Raw genomic sequence first — 17,095 nt, forward strand, 5'->3', positions numbered from 1 at the left:
GTGCGCCTGCTGCGCCGCCTGTGGCCACGGACGCTGTTCGGCCAACTGCTGCTGATCATGATCAGCGGCACCCTGCTGATCCAATTGATGTCCAGCAGCATCTGGTTCGACGTGCGCTTCGCCCAGGTGTTCGAGGCCCCGGTGCGGTTGATCGCTGCGCGCAGTGCGCCGCTGATCGCCCAGGCCGACTGCCATGCCGGGCAGTTGCAGGTGCCGGCGCACTATCACCTGCGCTGCGCCGAATCGCTGCCCGAAGCCCAACGTGATGATCGACGCGGGCGGCACCGCATCGAACTGCTGCTGCACCAGGCGCTGGCCTACGAACTCGGCCGCGACCAGCAAGCGCGCCTGCTGAAGGTACAACTGACCGATGAGCTTGGTCAGCCGATCGTCTGGCGCAGCCTGTTCGGCCTGCGTACCGCCCAGGCGCACCTGCAGTTCGCCGTGCCGATGGAGGATGGCCACTGGCTGGTGATCGACGGCGAAGAACTGCAGGGCTGGAGTGGCGAGTCGGCCTGGGTGCTGATCAGCGACTATCTGCTGCGCGTCTATGCCCTGCGCATCGTCGCCGTGCTGCTGGTGTGCCTGGTGGCCGTGCGCCTGTGCCTGCGCCCGCTGCGACGCCTGGCCGATGCCGCTCGTGGCCTGGGGCGCAACCTGGAGCAGCCGGCCCTGCCCCTGGAAGGCCCTGAGGAAGTGCGCCAGGCAGCGCAGGCGTTCAACGCCATGCAGCAGCGGCTGATCGCCATGGTCAACGACAAGGCCTACTTTCTCGCCGCCGTCTCCCACGACCTGCGTACGCCCCTGACCCGCATGCGCCTGCGCCTGGAGCGGTTGGAGGATGGCGAACACAAAGAGCGTCTGCGCCAGAACATCGCGCAGATGGATGCCATGATCGGCCAGGTACTGGACTACCTGCGGGCCGGCGAGCAGCAGAACCTGCAGGAGGTGGACCTGGACCGACTGGTGGCGCGCCTGTGCGCCGACTTGGCCAGCGCCGAAGAGCCGCTGCCGATCCAGGGTGAAGTGGGCAAGGTGAAGGTCGATGCCTTGCTGATGCAGCGGTGCCTGCAGAACCTGCTGGTCAATGCCCTGCGTTATGGCAAGGCGGTTTCGCTGCGGCTCGAGGCGGATACGGCGCAGGTGCGGATTCATGTCGAGGATCGCGGGCCAGGTATTGCCGCGGGCCTGCTGGACACCGTGACCGATCCGTTCGTGCGTGGAGAGGGTTCGCGCAACCAGGCGTCCGGTGGGTATGGCCTGGGGTTGAGCATTGCCCAGCGGATTGCGGCCAGCCATGGCGGTGAGTTGCGGCTTTCCAACCGCGATGGCGATGGGCTGAAAGCGACTGTGGTGTTGCCACGCTAGCACCAGCCCGCCCACAGCGCACACCTCAAGCCCCCCATTGCCAAACCCTGCCCAAAAGAGTTCAAATCGCACTAATTCCCATTAACAACTACCCTCCCCCATGCCCCCCACCGATTCTGCCCTGCTCTCCGCCACCGAGGCTCTCTACCTCACCCACAGCGCCTGGCTGCGTGGCTGGCTGCGCAAGCGTCTGGACTCCACCAGCGATGCCGCCGACCTGGTACAGGACACCTTCGTGCGGGTCATCAAGGCGCGTCGTGCCCTGGATATCCGCGAGCCGCGCCAATATCTGAGCACCGTCGCCAAAGGTCTGGTCATCGACCTGTTCCGCCGCCGGGCGCTGGAGCAGAGCTATCTCGAGGCGCTGGCCTCCCTGCCCGCCTGCGACCACCCATCCGAGGAAGACCAGGCGATCGTTCTGGAAACCTTGATGGAAATCGATCGCATGCTAGACAGCCTGGGTGACAAGGTGCGTCAGACGTTCATCCTGTCGCAGTTCGAGGGGCTGACGTATCCGCAGATCGCCGAGCGCCTGGGCGTCTCGGTACGCACGGTGAACAACCACATGGCCAAGGCGATTGAGCAGTGCTGCCTGATGCGCCTGGGGCTGCTGTGAGCACCGTGTCATCATCGTTGAGCACAGCGCAGCGCCAGGCGTTGCGCTGTGCGGCGCAGTGGTATGCGCGGCTGTCGTCGGGGCTCGAGGATGCGGGCGAGCAGCAGCGCTGGCAGCGCTGGCACGATGCAGATCCTCTGCACCAGCAGGCCTGGCAACAGGTTGAGGCAGTTCGGCGGATGGTCGAGGGGGTGCCACGGCAGATTGCAGCGCCGGCCCTGCGTCAGGCGCGAGAGTCGCGCAGGCGGGTGCTGCGTCAGTTGCTGGTGCTGGCGGGCGTCGGTGTGGTGGGTGTGGGCGGCTGGAGAAGCGAACTGCGAACAACGCTGATGGCCAGCCTGCACACCGGGGTCGGTGAGCAGCGTGAGGTGGTGCTGGAGGATGGCAGCCAGATCCTGCTGGACAGCCGTTCGGCGCTGGATGTGCGCTTCGACGCAGCGCAGCGTGTACTGCGTCTGCTGAGCGGGCGGGTGCTGGTGCAAACGGCCGCCGATGCCCTGGCGCGTCCGTTTCTGGTGGAGGTGGCCCAGGGGCAGGTGCAGGCGTTGGGCACCCGCTTCACGGTCGAGGCCGACGAGCGCTTCTGCGAGGTGACGGTGCTGGAAAAGGCCGTACAGGTGCGTCCGCTGAACAGCGCACAAACCCTGCGTCTGGAAGCGGGTCAGCAGGTGCGGTTCGATCGCTCTCGGCTTGGCGAGCCGTGGCGCAGCGACGCTTCGGTGGCGTCGTGGCAAACGGGTAGCCTGATAGCAATCAACCGGCCGCTGGGCGACTTGCTGGAAGAACTGTCGCGCTACCGGCGTGGCTGGCTGCGCTGTGATCCATCGATTGCCGGGCTGCGGATTTCCGGGGCCTTTCCGCTGCACGACATCGACCTCGCCCTCGCCGCATTGGCCAGCGGTTTCGAGCTGCACATCGTGCGGCGTACCGATTACTGGGTCAGTGTCATGCCTCGGGTCGGTTGAGGCGTTGCAAAAAAATCCTCATCTGCGTTGCACTTTTTTCTCACGTCCTTCGGCCATTGCTCAGACATCTGCCGTTTGAGCGGATCAATTGGGGGAGGACCATCATGACGTACCCGTATGCGCGCCGACTGAAACCGGTGGCCGCAGCCATTCGCCTGGGCTTTTGCAGCGTAGTCCTGACTACGCTGCCGGCGTTCGCCCATGCAGCCGAAGTCAGTGAGCTGCGCCAGTACCAGATTCCTGCCGGCAGCCTGACGGAGGCGCTCAGCGCCTTTGCATCGGCCTCGGGCAGTGCCTTCTCCTTCGATGCCGCCTTGACCGACGGCCATCGCTCGCCGGGGCTGCAAGGCCGCTACAGCGTTGCCCAGGGCTTCGCGCTGCTGCTGCAAGGCACAGGGTTGCAGGTGGTCGCGCAGAGCAATGGCAGTTATGTGCTGCGCCCGTCGCCGCGCAATGACGGCTCGCTGGAGCTGGACGCCACGACCATCTCCAGCCAGCGCCTGGACGCCACCTCCGAAGGCACCGGGGCCTACGCCGCGCGCGCGGTGACCATCGGCAAGGGCACACACACGCTGCGCGAGACACCCCAGGCGGTGACCGTGCTGACCCGCAAGTACATGGACGACCAGAACATCAACACCATCGACCAGGCGATGGAGAAAACCCCGGGTATCGCGGTGTACGAATCGCCCATGGGCGGCAAGTACTTCTATTCGCGTGGTTTCATGATGCAGGGCCAGTACCAGTACGACGGCGTGCCGCTGGATGTGGGCGGCGAGTACGTACAGGCCAATAGCTTCTCGGGCGACATGGCCTACTACGACCGGGTCGAAGTGCTCAAGGGCGCGGCGGGCATGATGAAGGGCTCGGGCAGCTCGGCGGGCGGGGTCAATTTCGTGCGCAAACGCGGCCAGAGCACGCCCACCACCAGCCTGAGCCTGTCGGCGGGCTCCTGGGACAACTACCGCAGCCAGATCGACACCGGTGGCCCGCTCAACGCTTCGGGCACGCTGCGTGGCCGGGCGGTGGTAGCGTTGCAGGATCGCCAGTACTTCTACGACCTGGGTAAACGCAAGGACCAGATCCTCTACGGCGCCCTGGACTACGACCTGACGCCGGATACCACCCTGGGCTTAGGCGTCGCCTACGAGAGGCTCGACGCCCGACCCTGCTGGCACGGCCTGCCAAGGGGGAGCGATGGCAAGGACCTGAAGCTGAGTCGCTCGACCTGCCTGGGCGCTTCGTGGAACACCTGGGACAGCCAGCGCACCACGGTGTTCGCCGACCTCAAGCACCAGTTGAACGATGAGTGGGCGTTCAAGTTCGCCGGGGCCTGGACCCACAACGACCAGGACATCAAGTACGCCCTTTCCGAGACCCCTGGCGGGGTGCCTGCAGGTGCGACCTCGGCGCCATCCTCGGTGTACTCGGGCCTGTTCGACTATGACCAGACCGACTACGGTTTCGACGCGTACCTGGATGGCAAATTCGATGCCTTCGGCCTGCAGCATGAGTTGGTGGTAGGCGCCAACGCCAGCCGCGCCCAGACCCGCGACCACTGGGCGCTGATCAACATGACCGGCCTACTCGGCGCGTCGCAGGATCCGTTCAATCCCAACCCGCACGTCCCCGAGCCCAGCGATGGCTTCTACGCGCCCAACGCTTACCGTGGCGGCCCCTTCCCGACCGAGACCGACACCCGGCAATTCGGCACCTACGCCACGCTTCGCCTGAAGCTGGCCGAGCCGTTGACCCTGGTGCTGGGTTCGCGCGTCAGTTGGTACCGCAACAGTCGTGACTCCTACACCCAGGCATGGGATTACTGGCAGCACGACCGCAGCCAGGAGAACGGTGAAGTGACGCCATTCGGCGCGCTCATCTACGACCTGAACGACAACTGGTCGGTCTATACCAGCTATGCCGCGATCTTCCAGCCGCAGAGCACTTACACCGACCAGGCAGGCAGCCCCTTGCAGCCCAAGACCGGCGCGAGCTACGAGCTGGGGATCAAGGGCGAACTGCTGGATGGGCGTGTGAACACCTCGTTCAACCTGTTCCGCACCATCGAGGAACATCGCGGGGAGGCCAACTACGACAGCAGCTGCCCAGGGTCTTCGGACGGCTTCTGCTACAGCGATGTGGGCAAGGTCCGGGCACAGGGCTTCGAGGCCGAAATCAGTGGCGAGGTGATCGAGCGCTTGCAGGTGCTGGCGGGCTATACCTACACCCAGACCAAGTACCTGGACAGCACCAGTGCCAATCCGCAGGAGCCGGCGTTTTCGACCACCTACTTCCCGCGTCATCTGTTCCGGGCCTCGGCGGATTACCAACTGACGGGAGCACTGGAGCGCTGGAGCGTGGGTGCAGGGGTAACGGCGCAGAGTGATGTCGCGTTCCGGGATGGCAATATCAGGCCCGTGGCGGTGAAATCCGTCCAGCCGGGGTATGGCATCTGGAGTGGACGGATCGGCTATCGGATCGACGAGAACTGGTCGCTGGCGCTCAATGGCAACAACCTGTTCGACAAGAAGTACTACCAGAGTGTGGGGGCGGTTTCGTGGGGTAACTTCTATGGTGAGCCGCGCAACTTCACAGTGACGCTGAGAGGCAACTTCTGATGTAGGGCTTCATTCCCAAGGGCCGTGGACTAAGTGTGGGAGCGCACTTGCCCGGAGCTGTCATTTTTTTGCGTTCGGGCCGGCAGTGGCCTGCCGCCAGGCAGGCCCTGATTTTCACCAGGACAAAGTTTCTGACACCGTGGCCGCTACAATCCCAAACCTTGAACCCCTTCCCCCAATGCGTTATAGCTAAAAAGGCACCCATAACGAAAAGAGGCTAACCACGCCCCCATGCACGAGATCACACGTATCCGTCGGCCGCATGGCCCGCTTGCCAACCTGATCGGCAAGTCTACCGGGCCCTTCCCTGCCGCCGTCTCCAGCCTCGGCTGTTCCCCGCTCTCGACACTCTTCCACACCCTGTCGATCCCGCCCCGCGATGTCCTGGTGGCGCACAAGCGCAAGCGCCCCGTACCTCCGCCTGCCTGCTGACCCCTGAAGTTTCCGCGCTTCCACCGCCCTCGGCCCGTTACCGTTCGGGGCTGGGGAAGTCTTGCCCTTCTTCCGTGATCACAGGACTTTTTCATGACTACTCGCGTCGCCATCATCGGCGCCGGCCCTTCCGGCCTGGCGCAACTGCGTGCCTTCCAATCCGCCCACGCCAAGGGCGCGGCCATGCCCGAAATCGTCTGCTTCGAGAAGCAGGCCGACTGGGGCGGCATGTGGAACTACACCTGGCGTACAGGCCTCGACCAGCACGGCGAGCCGGTGCATGGCAGCATGTACCGCTACCTCTGGTCCAACGGCCCGAAGGAATGCCTGGAATTCGCCGACTACAGTTTCGACGAACATTTCGGCCGCCCGATTTCCTCCTATCCACCGCGCGAAGTGCTGTGGGACTACATCCAGGGCCGGGTGAAAAAGGCCGACGTACGCCAGTACATTCGCTTCGACACCGTGGTCAAGGACGTGCGCTTCGACAGCGCCAGCCGCACCTTCACCCTCACCGCCCACGACTACGCCAATGGCCAGCGCTACGAACAGGTGTTCGACTACGTGGTGGTCGCCAGCGGGCATTTCTCCACGCCGCAAGTGCCGTCATTCCCAGGCTTCGAGCGCTTCTCCGGACGTATCCTGCACGCCCATGATTTCCGTGATGCACTGGAATTCGCCGGCAAGGATGTGCTGATCATCGGCAGCAGCTACTCCGCCGAAGACATCGGCTCGCAGTGCTACAAATACGGCGCACGCTCGATCACCAGTGCCTACCGTACCCAGCCGATGGGCTACAAATGGCCAAAGGGCTGGGAAGAGCGGCCGCAGTTGCAGCGGGTCGACGGCGACTGCGCGCACTTTGCCGACGGTTCGAGCAAGCGCGTCGATGCGATCATCCTGTGCACCGGCTACCAGCACCACTTCCCGTTCCTGCCCGACGACCTGACCCTGCGCACCGGCAACCGCCTGTGGCCGCTGGGCCTGTACCAGGGCGTGGTATGGGAGGCCAACCCGCAGCTGATGTACCTGGGGATGCAAGACCTGTGGTACAGCTTCAACCTGTTCGACGCCCAGGCCTGGTTCGTGCGCGACGTGATCCTCGGTCGCATCGCCCTGCCCGACCCGGCCGCCATGCGCGCCGACAGCGAGCACTGGCGCGCCGAGGAAGAGGCCTTGCAGACCACCGCCTCGATGTACGAATTCCAGGGCAGCTACATCGCCCGCCTGATCGAGCAGACCGACTACCCACGCTTCGACATCGACGCGGTGAACCGCATCTTCCTCAAATGGAAGAACGACAAGAAGCACGACATCATGGGCTACCGCGACCGCTCGTACCGCTCGGTTATGACCGGCACAGCCTCGGTGCCACACCACACCCGCTGGATCAAGGCGCTGGACGATTCGCTGGAAGAGTACCTGCGGGAAACGGCGGAGCCTGGGGATGTGAAGGTGCTGCGACCGGAGCGTTGAGGTAGAGATTGGTGTTGACGGGCCCGGCGCATTAGCGCCGGGTTCGGGCCTGCCGTAGCTCGACGAGCCGTCTGCGCATCTCCCTGTGCCGCTCGCTGTTGAACACCAGCAGCGCCAGCAGAGGCAAGAGCAGGATGGCAGCCAACAACATGAAATGCAGGCCGTTGCCCAACAAGCTCAGGGCGATCAGCAGCGCCATCAGCGGTACTGGCAAAACGGCCCACATTGCCCATCCATACCCACGAATCATCGCCAAGTGCCCCAGGCACAGCAGCGCCGCCAGTGCTGTACTCGAAACTATCGTGTAGACGGGATTATCCGGATGGCTGCGCCAATGCTCGTCGATCCACATGGCAAGAACCAATGCCACCGACAGCACACAGGTGAAAAAGCCCAGCAGGAACGTCGGGAAGTAACGACGCATGAACGCATGGAATTCAAGATGGCGTTGATACTCGCCCATCATCGAGACCGTCGAACTTTGGGTCGCTGGGCCTTTGAAGCTCTATCGGCTTGACGCTTGTGTCGATACTCGGCAAGTAGCACGCGCATCGCTCTGTAGCGCTTGCTGTTGAGTACCAGCAACGCCAGCAGCGCGACGACTATGATGCTCAGGAAGATCCCCATGTGCGGCCTGAAACCGTAGGTCGGCAACAGGAAAACCACGGAGCCGATACAAAGGGCGGCGACCATCCATACCCCCCAGTCACGACCTCGCACTACGGCGGCATGCGCCGTGACCAGCGTCACCACCAGCACACCAAGGCTGAGCGGATAGTTGATCTCCCGGCTGCAGTCACGGCAATAGGTACTCCACACCAAAGAGAACGTCCCGGCCATGGCGTACAGCGAGAGAAAATACCCCGCCAGGAACACCATGAAGTAGCGATCGAGAAACTTCTGAAGGTCAGGGTGCCGACTCATTACTCGAACTCCTCATAGAGCCCCAGAGCGATGCTCTTGGTCTTGTCCTGCACCGTCCCGCTGCCGACAAAACCGATGGAAGCGCCAAGCGAATCCTTGATCAATGTTTGAGTGGCGTGCTTGATCTGGGTGGGCGTGTGACGCTTGATCAGCTCACCTGTGCTCTGTTGCAGCTTGAGTTGCTTCGCGGTAAGCGAAGGATGCTTGATCGACAGCAACTCGCGGGTGAGAGCGCTACGCTGCTGACGGCTCAATGAACGGGTCAGGTCGAGCCAGTTGGCGCCCGTGGCAGCCTTGCGCACCTGCAGGAAGCGTACAGTCGTGAGGGCCGAGCTGCCGACGCCGATCAACGATATACCGTCGAGCAACGGTGTGGCTGCCCTGTACCAGGCCTCCTGATCCATCGCATCATTGGCTGACGGGTCGTTGACCTCGTTGACCGTCCTGGCAACACCGATAAAGCACTGTGCGGTACTGGCGGTTGCTGCTGCATATCCGGCAACGGTAAGCGCGAGGCTCACACCGCCGGAGAAGGGCACGGCGATAGTACCGCTGAACATGACGACCCAACCCAGGATCGCACCAGCGCAGGAGAGCGTGGTGCCTACCGCCTCCTTGACCACGCGCGACTCACGCGGGTTGGTCTGCAACTGGTTCATGAATTGCTGGGGCGCAATGTAGCTAGGCGCCTCGCGTAGGATGATGCGCTTGGGCTTGATACTGCAGATCGGCTGAAACTCGCGCAGCACGATCACGTTGTAGTCGGCATCGATATACACGACACCCGCACCGACGATGCCAGGGTCGGCATCGATCGCCTTGAACAGCTTCTGCTGGTCGATACGCCCCTGCAGGCGCTGACGCGCCAGAAACTGCGAGGTGTTGGCCAATTCGTTGACCAGAAGGTCTTTCATGAATACGTGTCCTTACTCAGCTACAGGCTGGCCTGTCCACAGCTCAAAGCCGCTCTTTGCAGAAGCGGCCTTGCGTCGCGAAAGGGGCGCGATGCACCCCTGCCATGCCATCAAACGTTCGGGCAAGGCACCGGTGCCCAGTCACCCATGTCCGGGTTGCGGCACATGCTGTTGACCTGATCCACGCCCGCCTTGGCCACTTGCTGGGCCTCGGCCTTCTTGCCGGTGGCGTTCTGCAGGGTCTTCTCGGTAGCGACTGCTTCAGTCGGCACTTTGGTGTTGGTCTTGCCCGCAGCCTGGCCCTTCTTGGTGCCAGACTTGCTGGTCGCTTTCGGTGGCTGGACCACGGCCACCACTTCCGAACGCTGCACGCCCACCTGCTTGAGGTCCTGCTCGTAGGCCTGGGTGTAGTTGTTCAGGTTCTCACCCAGACGACCGTTGACGGTGCCGAGCAGCTGGTTCGACTCGTTCAAGCCGGCAACGATCTCGGCCAGGCGCTTGCGGCCTTCGGTGTCGTTGATGCGGCTGGCCTTGCGGTTCTGGATCAGGCTGGCGAACTCACGCTGGTAGCAAGCCTGGGACGCCTTGGCGTACTGGGTGGTGCGGTCCAGGTCGGCGGCGCTCTTGTCGATGTCGGCGGCGTAGGAAGCGATGCGCTGCTTGTCGTCGCTGATCTGCTTCTGGCGCTCGGTGTAGTAGCCCGCCGCGCCGCCGACCAGGGCGCCGCCAGCAGCGCCGATGGCGGCGTTGCGACCACGGTTGTCACCGTCCACCAGGGCGCCGGTCAGGGCACCGCCTACCGCGCCGAGCAGTGCGCCGGTGGCGACCGAGCGAGTCATGTCGCCGTCAGTGGAACGCAGGTGCTGCACCGGCTCGTAGCAGTTGGGGTAGTACTCCACCTTGGTCGTTGCACCGATCTTGGAAACCGGCGAACCGGCGCAGCCGGTCAGCAGGACGCTGCTGAAACCGGCAGCCAGCAGCAGAGCGGCACGGGCCTTGGAAGCGGTGATCAGGGAGGTGCGATTCAAGCGCATGGTCGGGTTCTCTCTCGGGTTGTGCTGATCCGGCCTGCTTCATGCGGGCCGGGGTCTTTTTTCAGGGTTTCTTCAAGGTCGCGGAGCAGCCGATGCCAGCAGCTCCTTGAGGATCGTCGCCGGGTCGGCCCGCCGGTTCTGGCGGTACTCCCCGACGTGGCGGACGAACAGGGTGGCGCGGGTCTCCAGGCTCTTGCCCAGCACCGGCTTGCGCTCAAGCTCTTGCTTGACCCGCTGGAACTGCGCCTGGATCACCGCATCGGTGTAGCGCGTGCCGCTGGCCAGGTTGTCGATGTAGATCGCCAGCGCGCCGTCCAGCGCGCTGCGGCCGTTGGCGATGGCGGCGCCATACAGGCTGGCGCTGGCCTGGTCGCCGGAGGCCTGGGCCTTGGCCTGGGTGTTCTGCAGGTTGGTCAGGCGGATGTTGTAGTTGTTGATGGTCTCGGCCACGAGGGCCGCCGACTGGATCAGGTTGCCGGCCGCTTCTTCGCGCTGGCGGGCGATCAGCGAGACATTGCGCTTGAGCTCCTCGTTGACCAGACCCAACTCGGCCTGCAGGCGCGGGTCGCTGGCGCCGGCGATGATGCCGTCCAGGCGCGTGGTCGGGTCATCGGCGGCATTGATGTCGTCGGTGAGGCCGGCCAGGCGCCCCTCTTTCTGCCATTGCTCGAACAGCTCCTGGTAGCGCGAACGCGGCGCCGACAAGGCACCGATGGCGACGCGGAAACCGGTGGTCTCGTTGCGCTGCTCAGTGCCGTCGGCACCGAACAGCGGATACTCGCGACGCATGCCGGTGAACAGCGTGGTCTCGCCTTCCAGGTAGTTGCCGCCCTTGACCACGAAGCCGCCGTAGGCGCCCTGACGGCGACCAGCGTGCACCAGCTGGAAGGATTCCTGGACCATTTCGGCGGCATTGCCGATCACATCGAACAGCCCGAGCGGGTTGGGTTGCTTGGTCCCGATCGGCATCAGTCGCGCAGCCTGGCCGGTGCCACCGGCAACCTGGTTGAACACCGCCCAGTCGGCCAGCGGCCCGTCACTGTCGCTGCCCTCGACCTTGCGCGGGAACAGCCGGCCATCGAGCTCCTGACGGCTGACCGCCGAACCGCCGCGGGCGGCGAATTCCCATTCCACTTCGGTGGGCAAGCGCACGAAACCGATCCCGCCATCTTCGGCCTTGCTGCCCCGGCCACTGACCGGCAGCAACTCGCGGTGATGCTTCATCAACCAGGCGCTGTACACCGCGGCGAAACGCTCGGCCTCGAACCGCGACAGCTTGACCTTGGGCAGGCGACCGGCGGCCTCGGTGACCGGTTCGCAGGCGGGCTCCGCCTCGCCGCTGGCCAGCGACTGAGCCTGGGCCATGACCTGCGCATACTGGCGCGCAGTCACCTCGTACTTGCCGATGAAATACATCATCGGCTTGAGCGGGCTGCCCGCCTCGACCTTGGGCAGGCTGGCGCCGACCTGCTTCTGCCAGGCGGAGGACAGGTCCTGCAGGCTGAACTGGCCATTGATGAAGTCGCGGCGATACCCGGAGATGAACGACTGCTTGTAACCCGCCTCGCCCTCGCTGAAGGGATAGCCCAGGTTGACCTCACGGTCGTCGAGGCTGCCTTGCGCCAGCACGTAGACATGCCGGAAGACAATCTCGCCGCCACAGGGCAGCGGCAAGCTGACGTCGTCGGCCAGGGGCTTGGGGTTGTCCAGCTTGCGGGTGGCGGCGGGGTCGGGCGCGGCGGTGTTGACCGCGGAGACCTGGGGCTTGTCCTCGCCATCGGCGGGAGAGCAGGCCACAAGGCCCAGTGTGGTGACGATCAAGGCCGCTACCTTGAGGCGAAGTTCAGACATCACGAATTCCTTGCGAGGCGTCGATCCGCGCCACCCGCCAGCCGCCCAGGGCGGCGGCAGCGGTGCTGGCCGACAACACGGCGAGCAGCGCGACGAGATAGTGCATGGGCAGCAGGTGAGCGGCGTACTCGCCGGGCACCTGCATGAACAGTCGGTTCAGGCCGTGCTCGGCCAGGGCATACAACAGGGCCGCCAGCCCGGCGGCGAGCAGGCCGCTGTACAGCGCCTGCAACACCACGAACAACAGCAGCGCGGCGGTGCCGAAGCCCAGCAGGCGCAACACCGCCAGCTCGCGCTGCTTGCGCTCGACCGCCGCCACCGCACCTGCGGCAACCGCCGCAACCGCCCCGGCCACGGCCAACGCGGCGATGATCCAGAACACCAGGTCGAGGTTGCGTCCGAGCGACTGCACCTGGGCGACCTGCGCCGCCTGGGTCGAGACCAGCAACTGACGTTCGGCGAAGAACTGGCGCAGCGGCTCGACGTCCTCGAGCGTGCGGGCATACAGGCGAAACGCCGGGTAGACCCGCGCTGCGCTGCCGGCCTGCAGCTCGCCCGCCCAATCCAGCGCCGGTACCGCGCGCCCGTCGCGGTAGTCCTCGGCGGCCTCCAGCAAGGCCAACGGTGCGAACAAGGCATCGCGCTCGAACGCTGCCAGCGGCAGCACGGCACGCACGTGCAACGAGGTCTGGCGCCATTGCACCTCGCCCGCACGCTGGCGATTGAAACTGGCCTGCAAGCGATCGCCAGGATGGGCACCGAGCTTTTCCGCCGCGGTGAAACTCAGCACTACGTCGCGCAAGTCGGCTGCATCGGGGGCCACGGCGCCGTCGAGCAACGGATCGCCGGGCGCGGTCGGCAGCATCTCGACCGTCACCCCACGCCCTTGTGCAGGCAGCAGCAACTCGGCGGTGGCGGCGATCTGGCGGGTGCGCGGGATGGCGAAGGCGACATCCGGACGCGCCGCGAGCCCGGTAATGAAATCGGCAGTGAAACGTCCACCGCCCAAGGGTATGACCTCACGCACGCCCGGGTCGCGCTGCAGGCGTTCGGTCAGGCTGCCGATCAGGCCGAACTTCAGGCCGAACAGCACCAGCAGTGGCGCAATCACCGCCACCAGCGCCAGCACCGCGCAGGCCGACAGCCGCGCGTCGGTGCGGTAGTCCTGCCAGGCCAGCCCGGCGATCAGCAGCGGGCGCATCAGGCAGCCTGCCCCAAGGTCGCGATGACGCCGCCGTCGGCATCGCGCCGACAGTGCATGCGCAGCACCCGCAGCCCGGCGTCGCGGGCCAGGGTCTCGTCGTGGGTGGCGATGATGCAGGTCACCCGATGCGCCTCGGCCTGGCGCAACAGCAACTGCATCACCCGCTGGGCATTGACCGGATCGAGCGCTGCGGTCGGTTCGTCCGCCAGCAACAGCGCAGGCGCATGGGCCAGGGCGCGGGCACAACTGACCCGCTGGCGCTGGCCCAGCGAAAGCGCCGCCGGACGCTTGTCCAGCTGGTCGCTCACATCCAGCGCGGCCGCCAGGCGTTCGACGCCACCGTCGTCGGCCAGCCCCAGCAACTGACGCGGCAGGCGGATATTGCCGCGCACATCGAGAAAGCCCAGCAGCCCGCCCGCTTGCAGCACATAGCCCAGGTGCCGACTGCGCAAGGCGGCCAGCCGGTCGAGCCGACGACCACGCCACAGCCCGGCGACATCCTGCACGCTGCCTTCAAGTTCCAGGGTGAAGGCGTCCGCCGCATCCGGCGCCAGCACCAGCGCCAGCAGGTCGAGCAGCGTGCTCTTGCCGCAACCGCTGGGGCCGACCAGCGCCACACGCTCACCGGGGCCCAGGCGCAGATCGCCGATCTCCAGGCGGTAGCGCCCGCGCGTCTTGTGCACCCCTTGCAGGCTGATCATCAAGGCAGCGTCGAGAGCGGGACACGGTACAGAGCGTCGCCCGGTTCGGCGTTGCCGAAACGCACCCAGTTGGCCATGTCGTTGTGGAAGGTTTCGTAGAGGCGAATCTTCGAGTCGAGCTCGTCGATGAAATCCTCCTGCTCGGCGACCGACAGCGACAGCCACAGGTCCTGGGTCATGCTCAGCGACTTGCTGCGATACGGCAGGCCTTCGAGGTACTCACCGAGTACGCCGCCCTGGGCAAGGTTGGCGCCCTTGCTCAGCGCGCCGGGGTCGCGGCTCATGTAGGCACTGGCGCTGGCGATTTCATTGAAGAAGTCGCCCGGCGAGCTGCGCGTCTTGCGCGCCGCATCGACGATCAGCTTGAGCGACTGCTGCAGATCGTTGAGCTGCAGCTTGGTCAGCATCACGCACACCTGCAAGGTCGGCAGCGCCGGGTTGGTGAGGTCACGATCGGCGGTCCAGGCACTCACCAGTTGCGGCGCCTGGCTGGCGCTGCGACGGCCGAGAAAGTCCATGTGCATGGCGTAGCCCACGGCCTGGGTCTTGGCGGCGAGGCTGGAACCGGAGGCGAGCAACGGCACGGCCTGCGGCTGTTGGTTGCGCACCTGATGCACCAGCTCGGCGAAGGTCGAGCCGATCTCCTGCACGCGCTCGCCAAAGGCGTTCACATCGCCCCCCGGCACACCCACGTAGAGGTCGCCGATACGCGGGTTGCTGTCGGCGGTGAGCACGCGGTACTGCTGCTCGGCCGAGCCGTGGTTCTTCACCCCGGCAGGGGTGCGCAGGTGCAGGGCGTAGATCTTGATCTGCTTGCTCAGCGCCGCCTGACGCACCTCGGCTTCGTTCATCCGCGTGCTGCTCTCGGGGTCGCTCTTGCGCAAGGCGCCAGCATCGCTGACCAGCAGCACGATGCGTCCGCCGTAGCCGGACCAGTCCATGCCCTCGACCGCCTGCATGACCCCGGCGAAGGCATCTTCGTTGAACGAATGGCTGGACACGGTGGTGGCCTTGACCTGCGATGCGGCCTTGAGAAAGCGCGCAGGGTCGCGGCCTTCATCGAGGCTGACCAGGGTCTTGCTCAAGTAGTCCAGGCCCGGCGTGCGCTTGACGCTGTTGCGAAAGCCCACCAGGCCAAAGCTGACGCTGTCCAGCTCACCGCGTGCCGCCAGTTGCTGCTGCAACTCGCTGACCACCTGACGCACCCGGTCGATGTAGGGCTGCATCGACACCGAGGTGTCCACCACCAGCACGATGCCGGTGCGGAAGCTGTTGTCGCCGGCGCTGGCAACGCCTGCGGCCTGCGGCGCGCTGCCAGCCGCGCTGCTCCCGGGATCGATCGATGCGATATTGAGCAGTTGCACCGGCTGACCGTCGGCGTCGAAGCTCTCGCGGTAGTCGAAGATCGGCATCAGGTAGAACTGGTCCTGCGGCACCGCGTTGGCCGCAGGCTCCAGCGCCAGCACACGCGGCACTTCGGCCGGATCGTTTTGCGCCTTGAGCAGTTGCGCGCGGGCCTGGGTACTGTCGTCGAGCAACTGCTGCACATCGTCGGGCTCACGCATGAACATCACCGGCGCGCGGCCGGAGCGTTCGGTGAACTTGAGCACCAGGCTCTGCTTCCAGTCGCTGGTCTGCTCTGCAGGCAGCCAGCCTTCGCGCAGGCCATCGCTGGCAGCGCCGACCTGGATCCAGGCTTTGCCGTCGATATCCTTGCGCTGGTAGACGTAGAGCACCGAGAAGGCCGGCAGGCTATCGCCGGCAGCGCCACCAGGGCTATCGGCCAGGCGCGCGCCGGGCTTGGTCAGCACGCGCTGGAACAGGGTCTTCTTGCCCGCCATGAGCAGCGGCCGCTGATCATTCTGCGCGGCGCTGGCGACGGGAGGCGGCGCGCTGGGCTGGACGGGTGTCTGTGCCACCGGTGTGGCGACGGCGGGCTTGTCGTGACCGGCGAACAACCAGTAACCGCCCGCTGCCAGGCCCAATGCCGCTGCGATGGCCACCGCCAACAGCGCCACCGCGGGCTTTTTCTTTGGCGCAACAACAGGCGCCGGGCGGCTCTGCTGTGGCTCACGCCGGGCTGGCTCGGGCTGGGCAGCCGCCTGGGGAATCTCGATGGACACTGGCGTCAACCCTGCCAGTTCGGGGGCCGCCTGGGGCACGACCAGTGGCCTGATCACCGTGCTCTGGCTGTCTTCTTCCGGAAGGCGGTCCAGTGCTGCCAGCAAGGCGGCGGCATCGGCGAAGCGTTCGTTCGGGTCCTTGGCCAGTAACCCGCGCAGGATTTCCTGATAACGCCCATGCTCGATGGGCAGCTCCGGCAGCGGCTCGGTCAGGTGCGCCAGCGCCGTGGACAGCGCATCGGTGCCGCTGTAGGGCAGCTTGCCGACGAGGATCTCGTAGAGCACCACCCCCAAGGCATAAAGGTCGGCGCGCCCGTCGATCTCAAGCCCGCGGGCCTGCTCCGGGCTCATGTAGCTGGGCGTCCCCACCGCGAAACCCGCCTGGGTGAACTGGGTGTGATCGTCCAGGGACTTGGCGATGCCGAAGTCCGACAGCACGGCGTTGCCATCGGCACGGAACAGGATGTTGGCCGGCTTCACGTCGCGGTGCACCAGGCCTTGGGCATGGGCATAGCCCAGCGCCTGGGCCATCTGGCGCACATAGATCAACCCTTGCTCCGGCGTCAGCCCGGCGGCGATGCGCTCCTTGAGCGTGCCGCTGGGCAGGTACTCCATGGCCATGTAGTACAGCTCGCCGACATTGCCGATGTCGTGGATGGTGGCGATGTGCGGATGGGCCAGGCGTGCAAGGGTGCGGCCTTCGCGCAGGAAGCGCTCGCAGAAGGTCGGGTCGGCCGCCAGGCTCGCGGCCATCACCTTGAGTGCAACCTTGCGCTGCAGCGAGCGCTGGGTGGCCAGGTAGACACTGGCCATGGCGCCTTGGCCAATCTCGCCGTCGATGTCGAATCCGGGGATCTGCATGTCCATGA

The 17,095-nt window shown here is 65.4% G+C and carries 13 protein-coding genes; 5 read left to right on the forward strand and 8 right to left on the reverse strand.

The features are described from left to right. From HU748_RS18545 to HU748_RS18565, 5 genes are all read left to right on the forward strand, one after another. A complete protein-coding gene (locus tag HU748_RS18545) occupies positions 1–1,368 on the forward strand; it encodes an ATP-binding protein (RefSeq protein ID WP_186721398.1) in 1,368 nt (455 codons plus the stop codon). A gap of 100 nt (positions 1,369–1,468) precedes the next feature. Further along, positions 1,469–1,984 (forward strand): sigma-70 family RNA polymerase sigma factor, encoded by a 516-nt coding sequence (locus HU748_RS18550; RefSeq protein ID WP_186665702.1) that lies wholly within the window; start codon positions 1,469–1,471, stop codon positions 1,982–1,984. A gap of 5 nt (positions 1,985–1,989) precedes the next feature. Continuing rightward, the gene (locus tag HU748_RS18555; protein ID WP_346655477.1) at positions 1,990–2,949 is read left to right on the forward strand and encodes a FecR domain-containing protein; all 960 of its coding nucleotides are present in this window, start codon (positions 1,990–1,992) and stop codon (positions 2,947–2,949) included. Between the two features lie 104 nt (positions 2,950–3,053). Next, positions 3,054–5,567, forward strand: coding sequence for a TonB-dependent receptor (locus HU748_RS18560; protein ID WP_186721402.1), 2,514 nt, complete (start codon positions 3,054–3,056; stop codon positions 5,565–5,567). 525 nt (positions 5,568–6,092) lie between these two features. Continuing rightward, positions 6,093–7,475: an NAD(P)/FAD-dependent oxidoreductase gene (locus tag HU748_RS18565; RefSeq protein WP_186721404.1), complete on the forward strand. Its 1,383-nt coding sequence runs from the start codon at positions 6,093–6,095 to the stop codon at positions 7,473–7,475. 31 nt (positions 7,476–7,506) lie between these two features. On the opposite strand, the gene HU748_RS18570 is transcribed toward HU748_RS18565, so the two are convergent. From HU748_RS18570 to HU748_RS18605, 8 genes are all read right to left on the reverse strand, one after another. After that, the gene (locus tag HU748_RS18570) at positions 7,507–7,938 is read right to left on the reverse strand and encodes a hypothetical protein (RefSeq protein ID WP_186711101.1); all 432 of its coding nucleotides are present in this window, start codon (positions 7,936–7,938) and stop codon (positions 7,507–7,509) included. Then, entirely contained in the window at positions 7,938–8,399 is a 462-nt protein-coding gene (locus HU748_RS18575) for a hypothetical protein (RefSeq protein WP_186665696.1), read from the reverse strand. The genes HU748_RS18570 and HU748_RS18575 overlap by 1 nt, the downstream gene beginning before the upstream one ends. After that, complete coding sequence (locus HU748_RS18580) at positions 8,399–9,313, reverse strand: NAD synthetase (protein ID WP_186721406.1); 915 nt, start codon at positions 9,311–9,313, stop codon at positions 8,399–8,401. The genes HU748_RS18575 and HU748_RS18580 overlap by 1 nt, the downstream gene beginning before the upstream one ends. Before the next feature lie 110 nt (positions 9,314–9,423). Next, complete coding sequence (gene tagQ, locus HU748_RS18585; RefSeq protein WP_186721408.1) at positions 9,424–10,347, reverse strand: type VI secretion system-associated lipoprotein TagQ; 924 nt, start codon at positions 10,345–10,347, stop codon at positions 9,424–9,426. A 72-nt stretch (positions 10,348–10,419) separates the two neighbouring features. Beyond that, the gene (locus HU748_RS18590; protein ID WP_186721415.1) at positions 10,420–12,198 is read right to left on the reverse strand and encodes an SUMF1/EgtB/PvdO family nonheme iron enzyme; all 1,779 of its coding nucleotides are present in this window, start codon (positions 12,196–12,198) and stop codon (positions 10,420–10,422) included. Continuing rightward, positions 12,191–13,399 (reverse strand): FtsX-like permease family protein, encoded by a 1,209-nt coding sequence (locus tag HU748_RS18595; protein WP_186721417.1) that lies wholly within the window; start codon positions 13,397–13,399, stop codon positions 12,191–12,193. The genes HU748_RS18590 and HU748_RS18595 overlap by 8 nt, the downstream gene beginning before the upstream one ends. After that, positions 13,399–14,103, reverse strand: a complete 705-nt coding sequence (locus HU748_RS18600; RefSeq protein ID WP_186721419.1) for an ATP-binding cassette domain-containing protein — start codon at positions 14,101–14,103, stop codon at positions 13,399–13,401. Before HU748_RS18600 ends, HU748_RS18595 begins: the two co-directional genes overlap by 1 nt. Continuing rightward, complete coding sequence (locus HU748_RS18605) at positions 14,103–17,093, reverse strand: serine/threonine-protein kinase (RefSeq protein WP_186721421.1); 2,991 nt, start codon at positions 17,091–17,093, stop codon at positions 14,103–14,105. The genes HU748_RS18600 and HU748_RS18605 overlap by 1 nt, the downstream gene beginning before the upstream one ends. Between the last annotated feature and the right edge of the window lie 2 nt (positions 17,094–17,095).

It is taken from the genome of Pseudomonas sp. RW3S2 (assembly GCF_014268955.1).
GTDB lineage: Bacteria > Pseudomonadota > Gammaproteobacteria > Pseudomonadales > Pseudomonadaceae > Aquipseudomonas > Aquipseudomonas wayambapalatensis.

What these genes read in the sequence shown, in the direction of transcription:
- HU748_RS18550 (WP_186665702.1), top strand. Translation starts at nt 1,469, where the DNA reads ATGCCCCCCACCGATTCTGCCCTGCTCTCCGCCACCGAGGCTCTCTAC.
- HU748_RS18560 (WP_186721402.1), top strand. Translation starts at nt 3,054, where the DNA reads ATGACGTACCCGTATGCGCGCCGACTGAAACCGGTGGCCGCAGCCATT.
- HU748_RS18565 (WP_186721404.1), top strand. Translation starts at nt 6,093, where the DNA reads ATGACTACTCGCGTCGCCATCATCGGCGCCGGCCCTTCCGGCCTGGCG.
- HU748_RS18570 (WP_186711101.1), bottom strand. Translation starts at nt 7,938, where the DNA reads ATGGGCGAGTATCAACGCCATCTTGAATTCCATGCGTTCATGCGTCGT.
- HU748_RS18575 (WP_186665696.1), bottom strand. Translation starts at nt 8,399, where the DNA reads ATGAGTCGGCACCCTGACCTTCAGAAGTTTCTCGATCGCTACTTCATG.
- HU748_RS18580 (WP_186721406.1), bottom strand. Translation starts at nt 9,313, where the DNA reads ATGAAAGACCTTCTGGTCAACGAATTGGCCAACACCTCGCAGTTTCTG.
- tagQ (WP_186721408.1), bottom strand. Translation starts at nt 10,347, where the DNA reads ATGCGCTTGAATCGCACCTCCCTGATCACCGCTTCCAAGGCCCGTGCC.
- HU748_RS18590 (WP_186721415.1), bottom strand. Translation starts at nt 12,198, where the DNA reads ATGTCTGAACTTCGCCTCAAGGTAGCGGCCTTGATCGTCACCACACTG.
- HU748_RS18595 (WP_186721417.1), bottom strand. Translation starts at nt 13,399, where the DNA reads ATGCGCCCGCTGCTGATCGCCGGGCTGGCCTGGCAGGACTACCGCACC.
- HU748_RS18600 (WP_186721419.1), bottom strand. Translation starts at nt 14,103, where the DNA reads ATGATCAGCCTGCAAGGGGTGCACAAGACGCGCGGGCGCTACCGCCTG.
- HU748_RS18605 (WP_186721421.1), bottom strand. Translation starts at nt 17,093, where the DNA reads ATGGACATGCAGATCCCCGGATTCGACATCGACGGCGAGATTGGCCAA.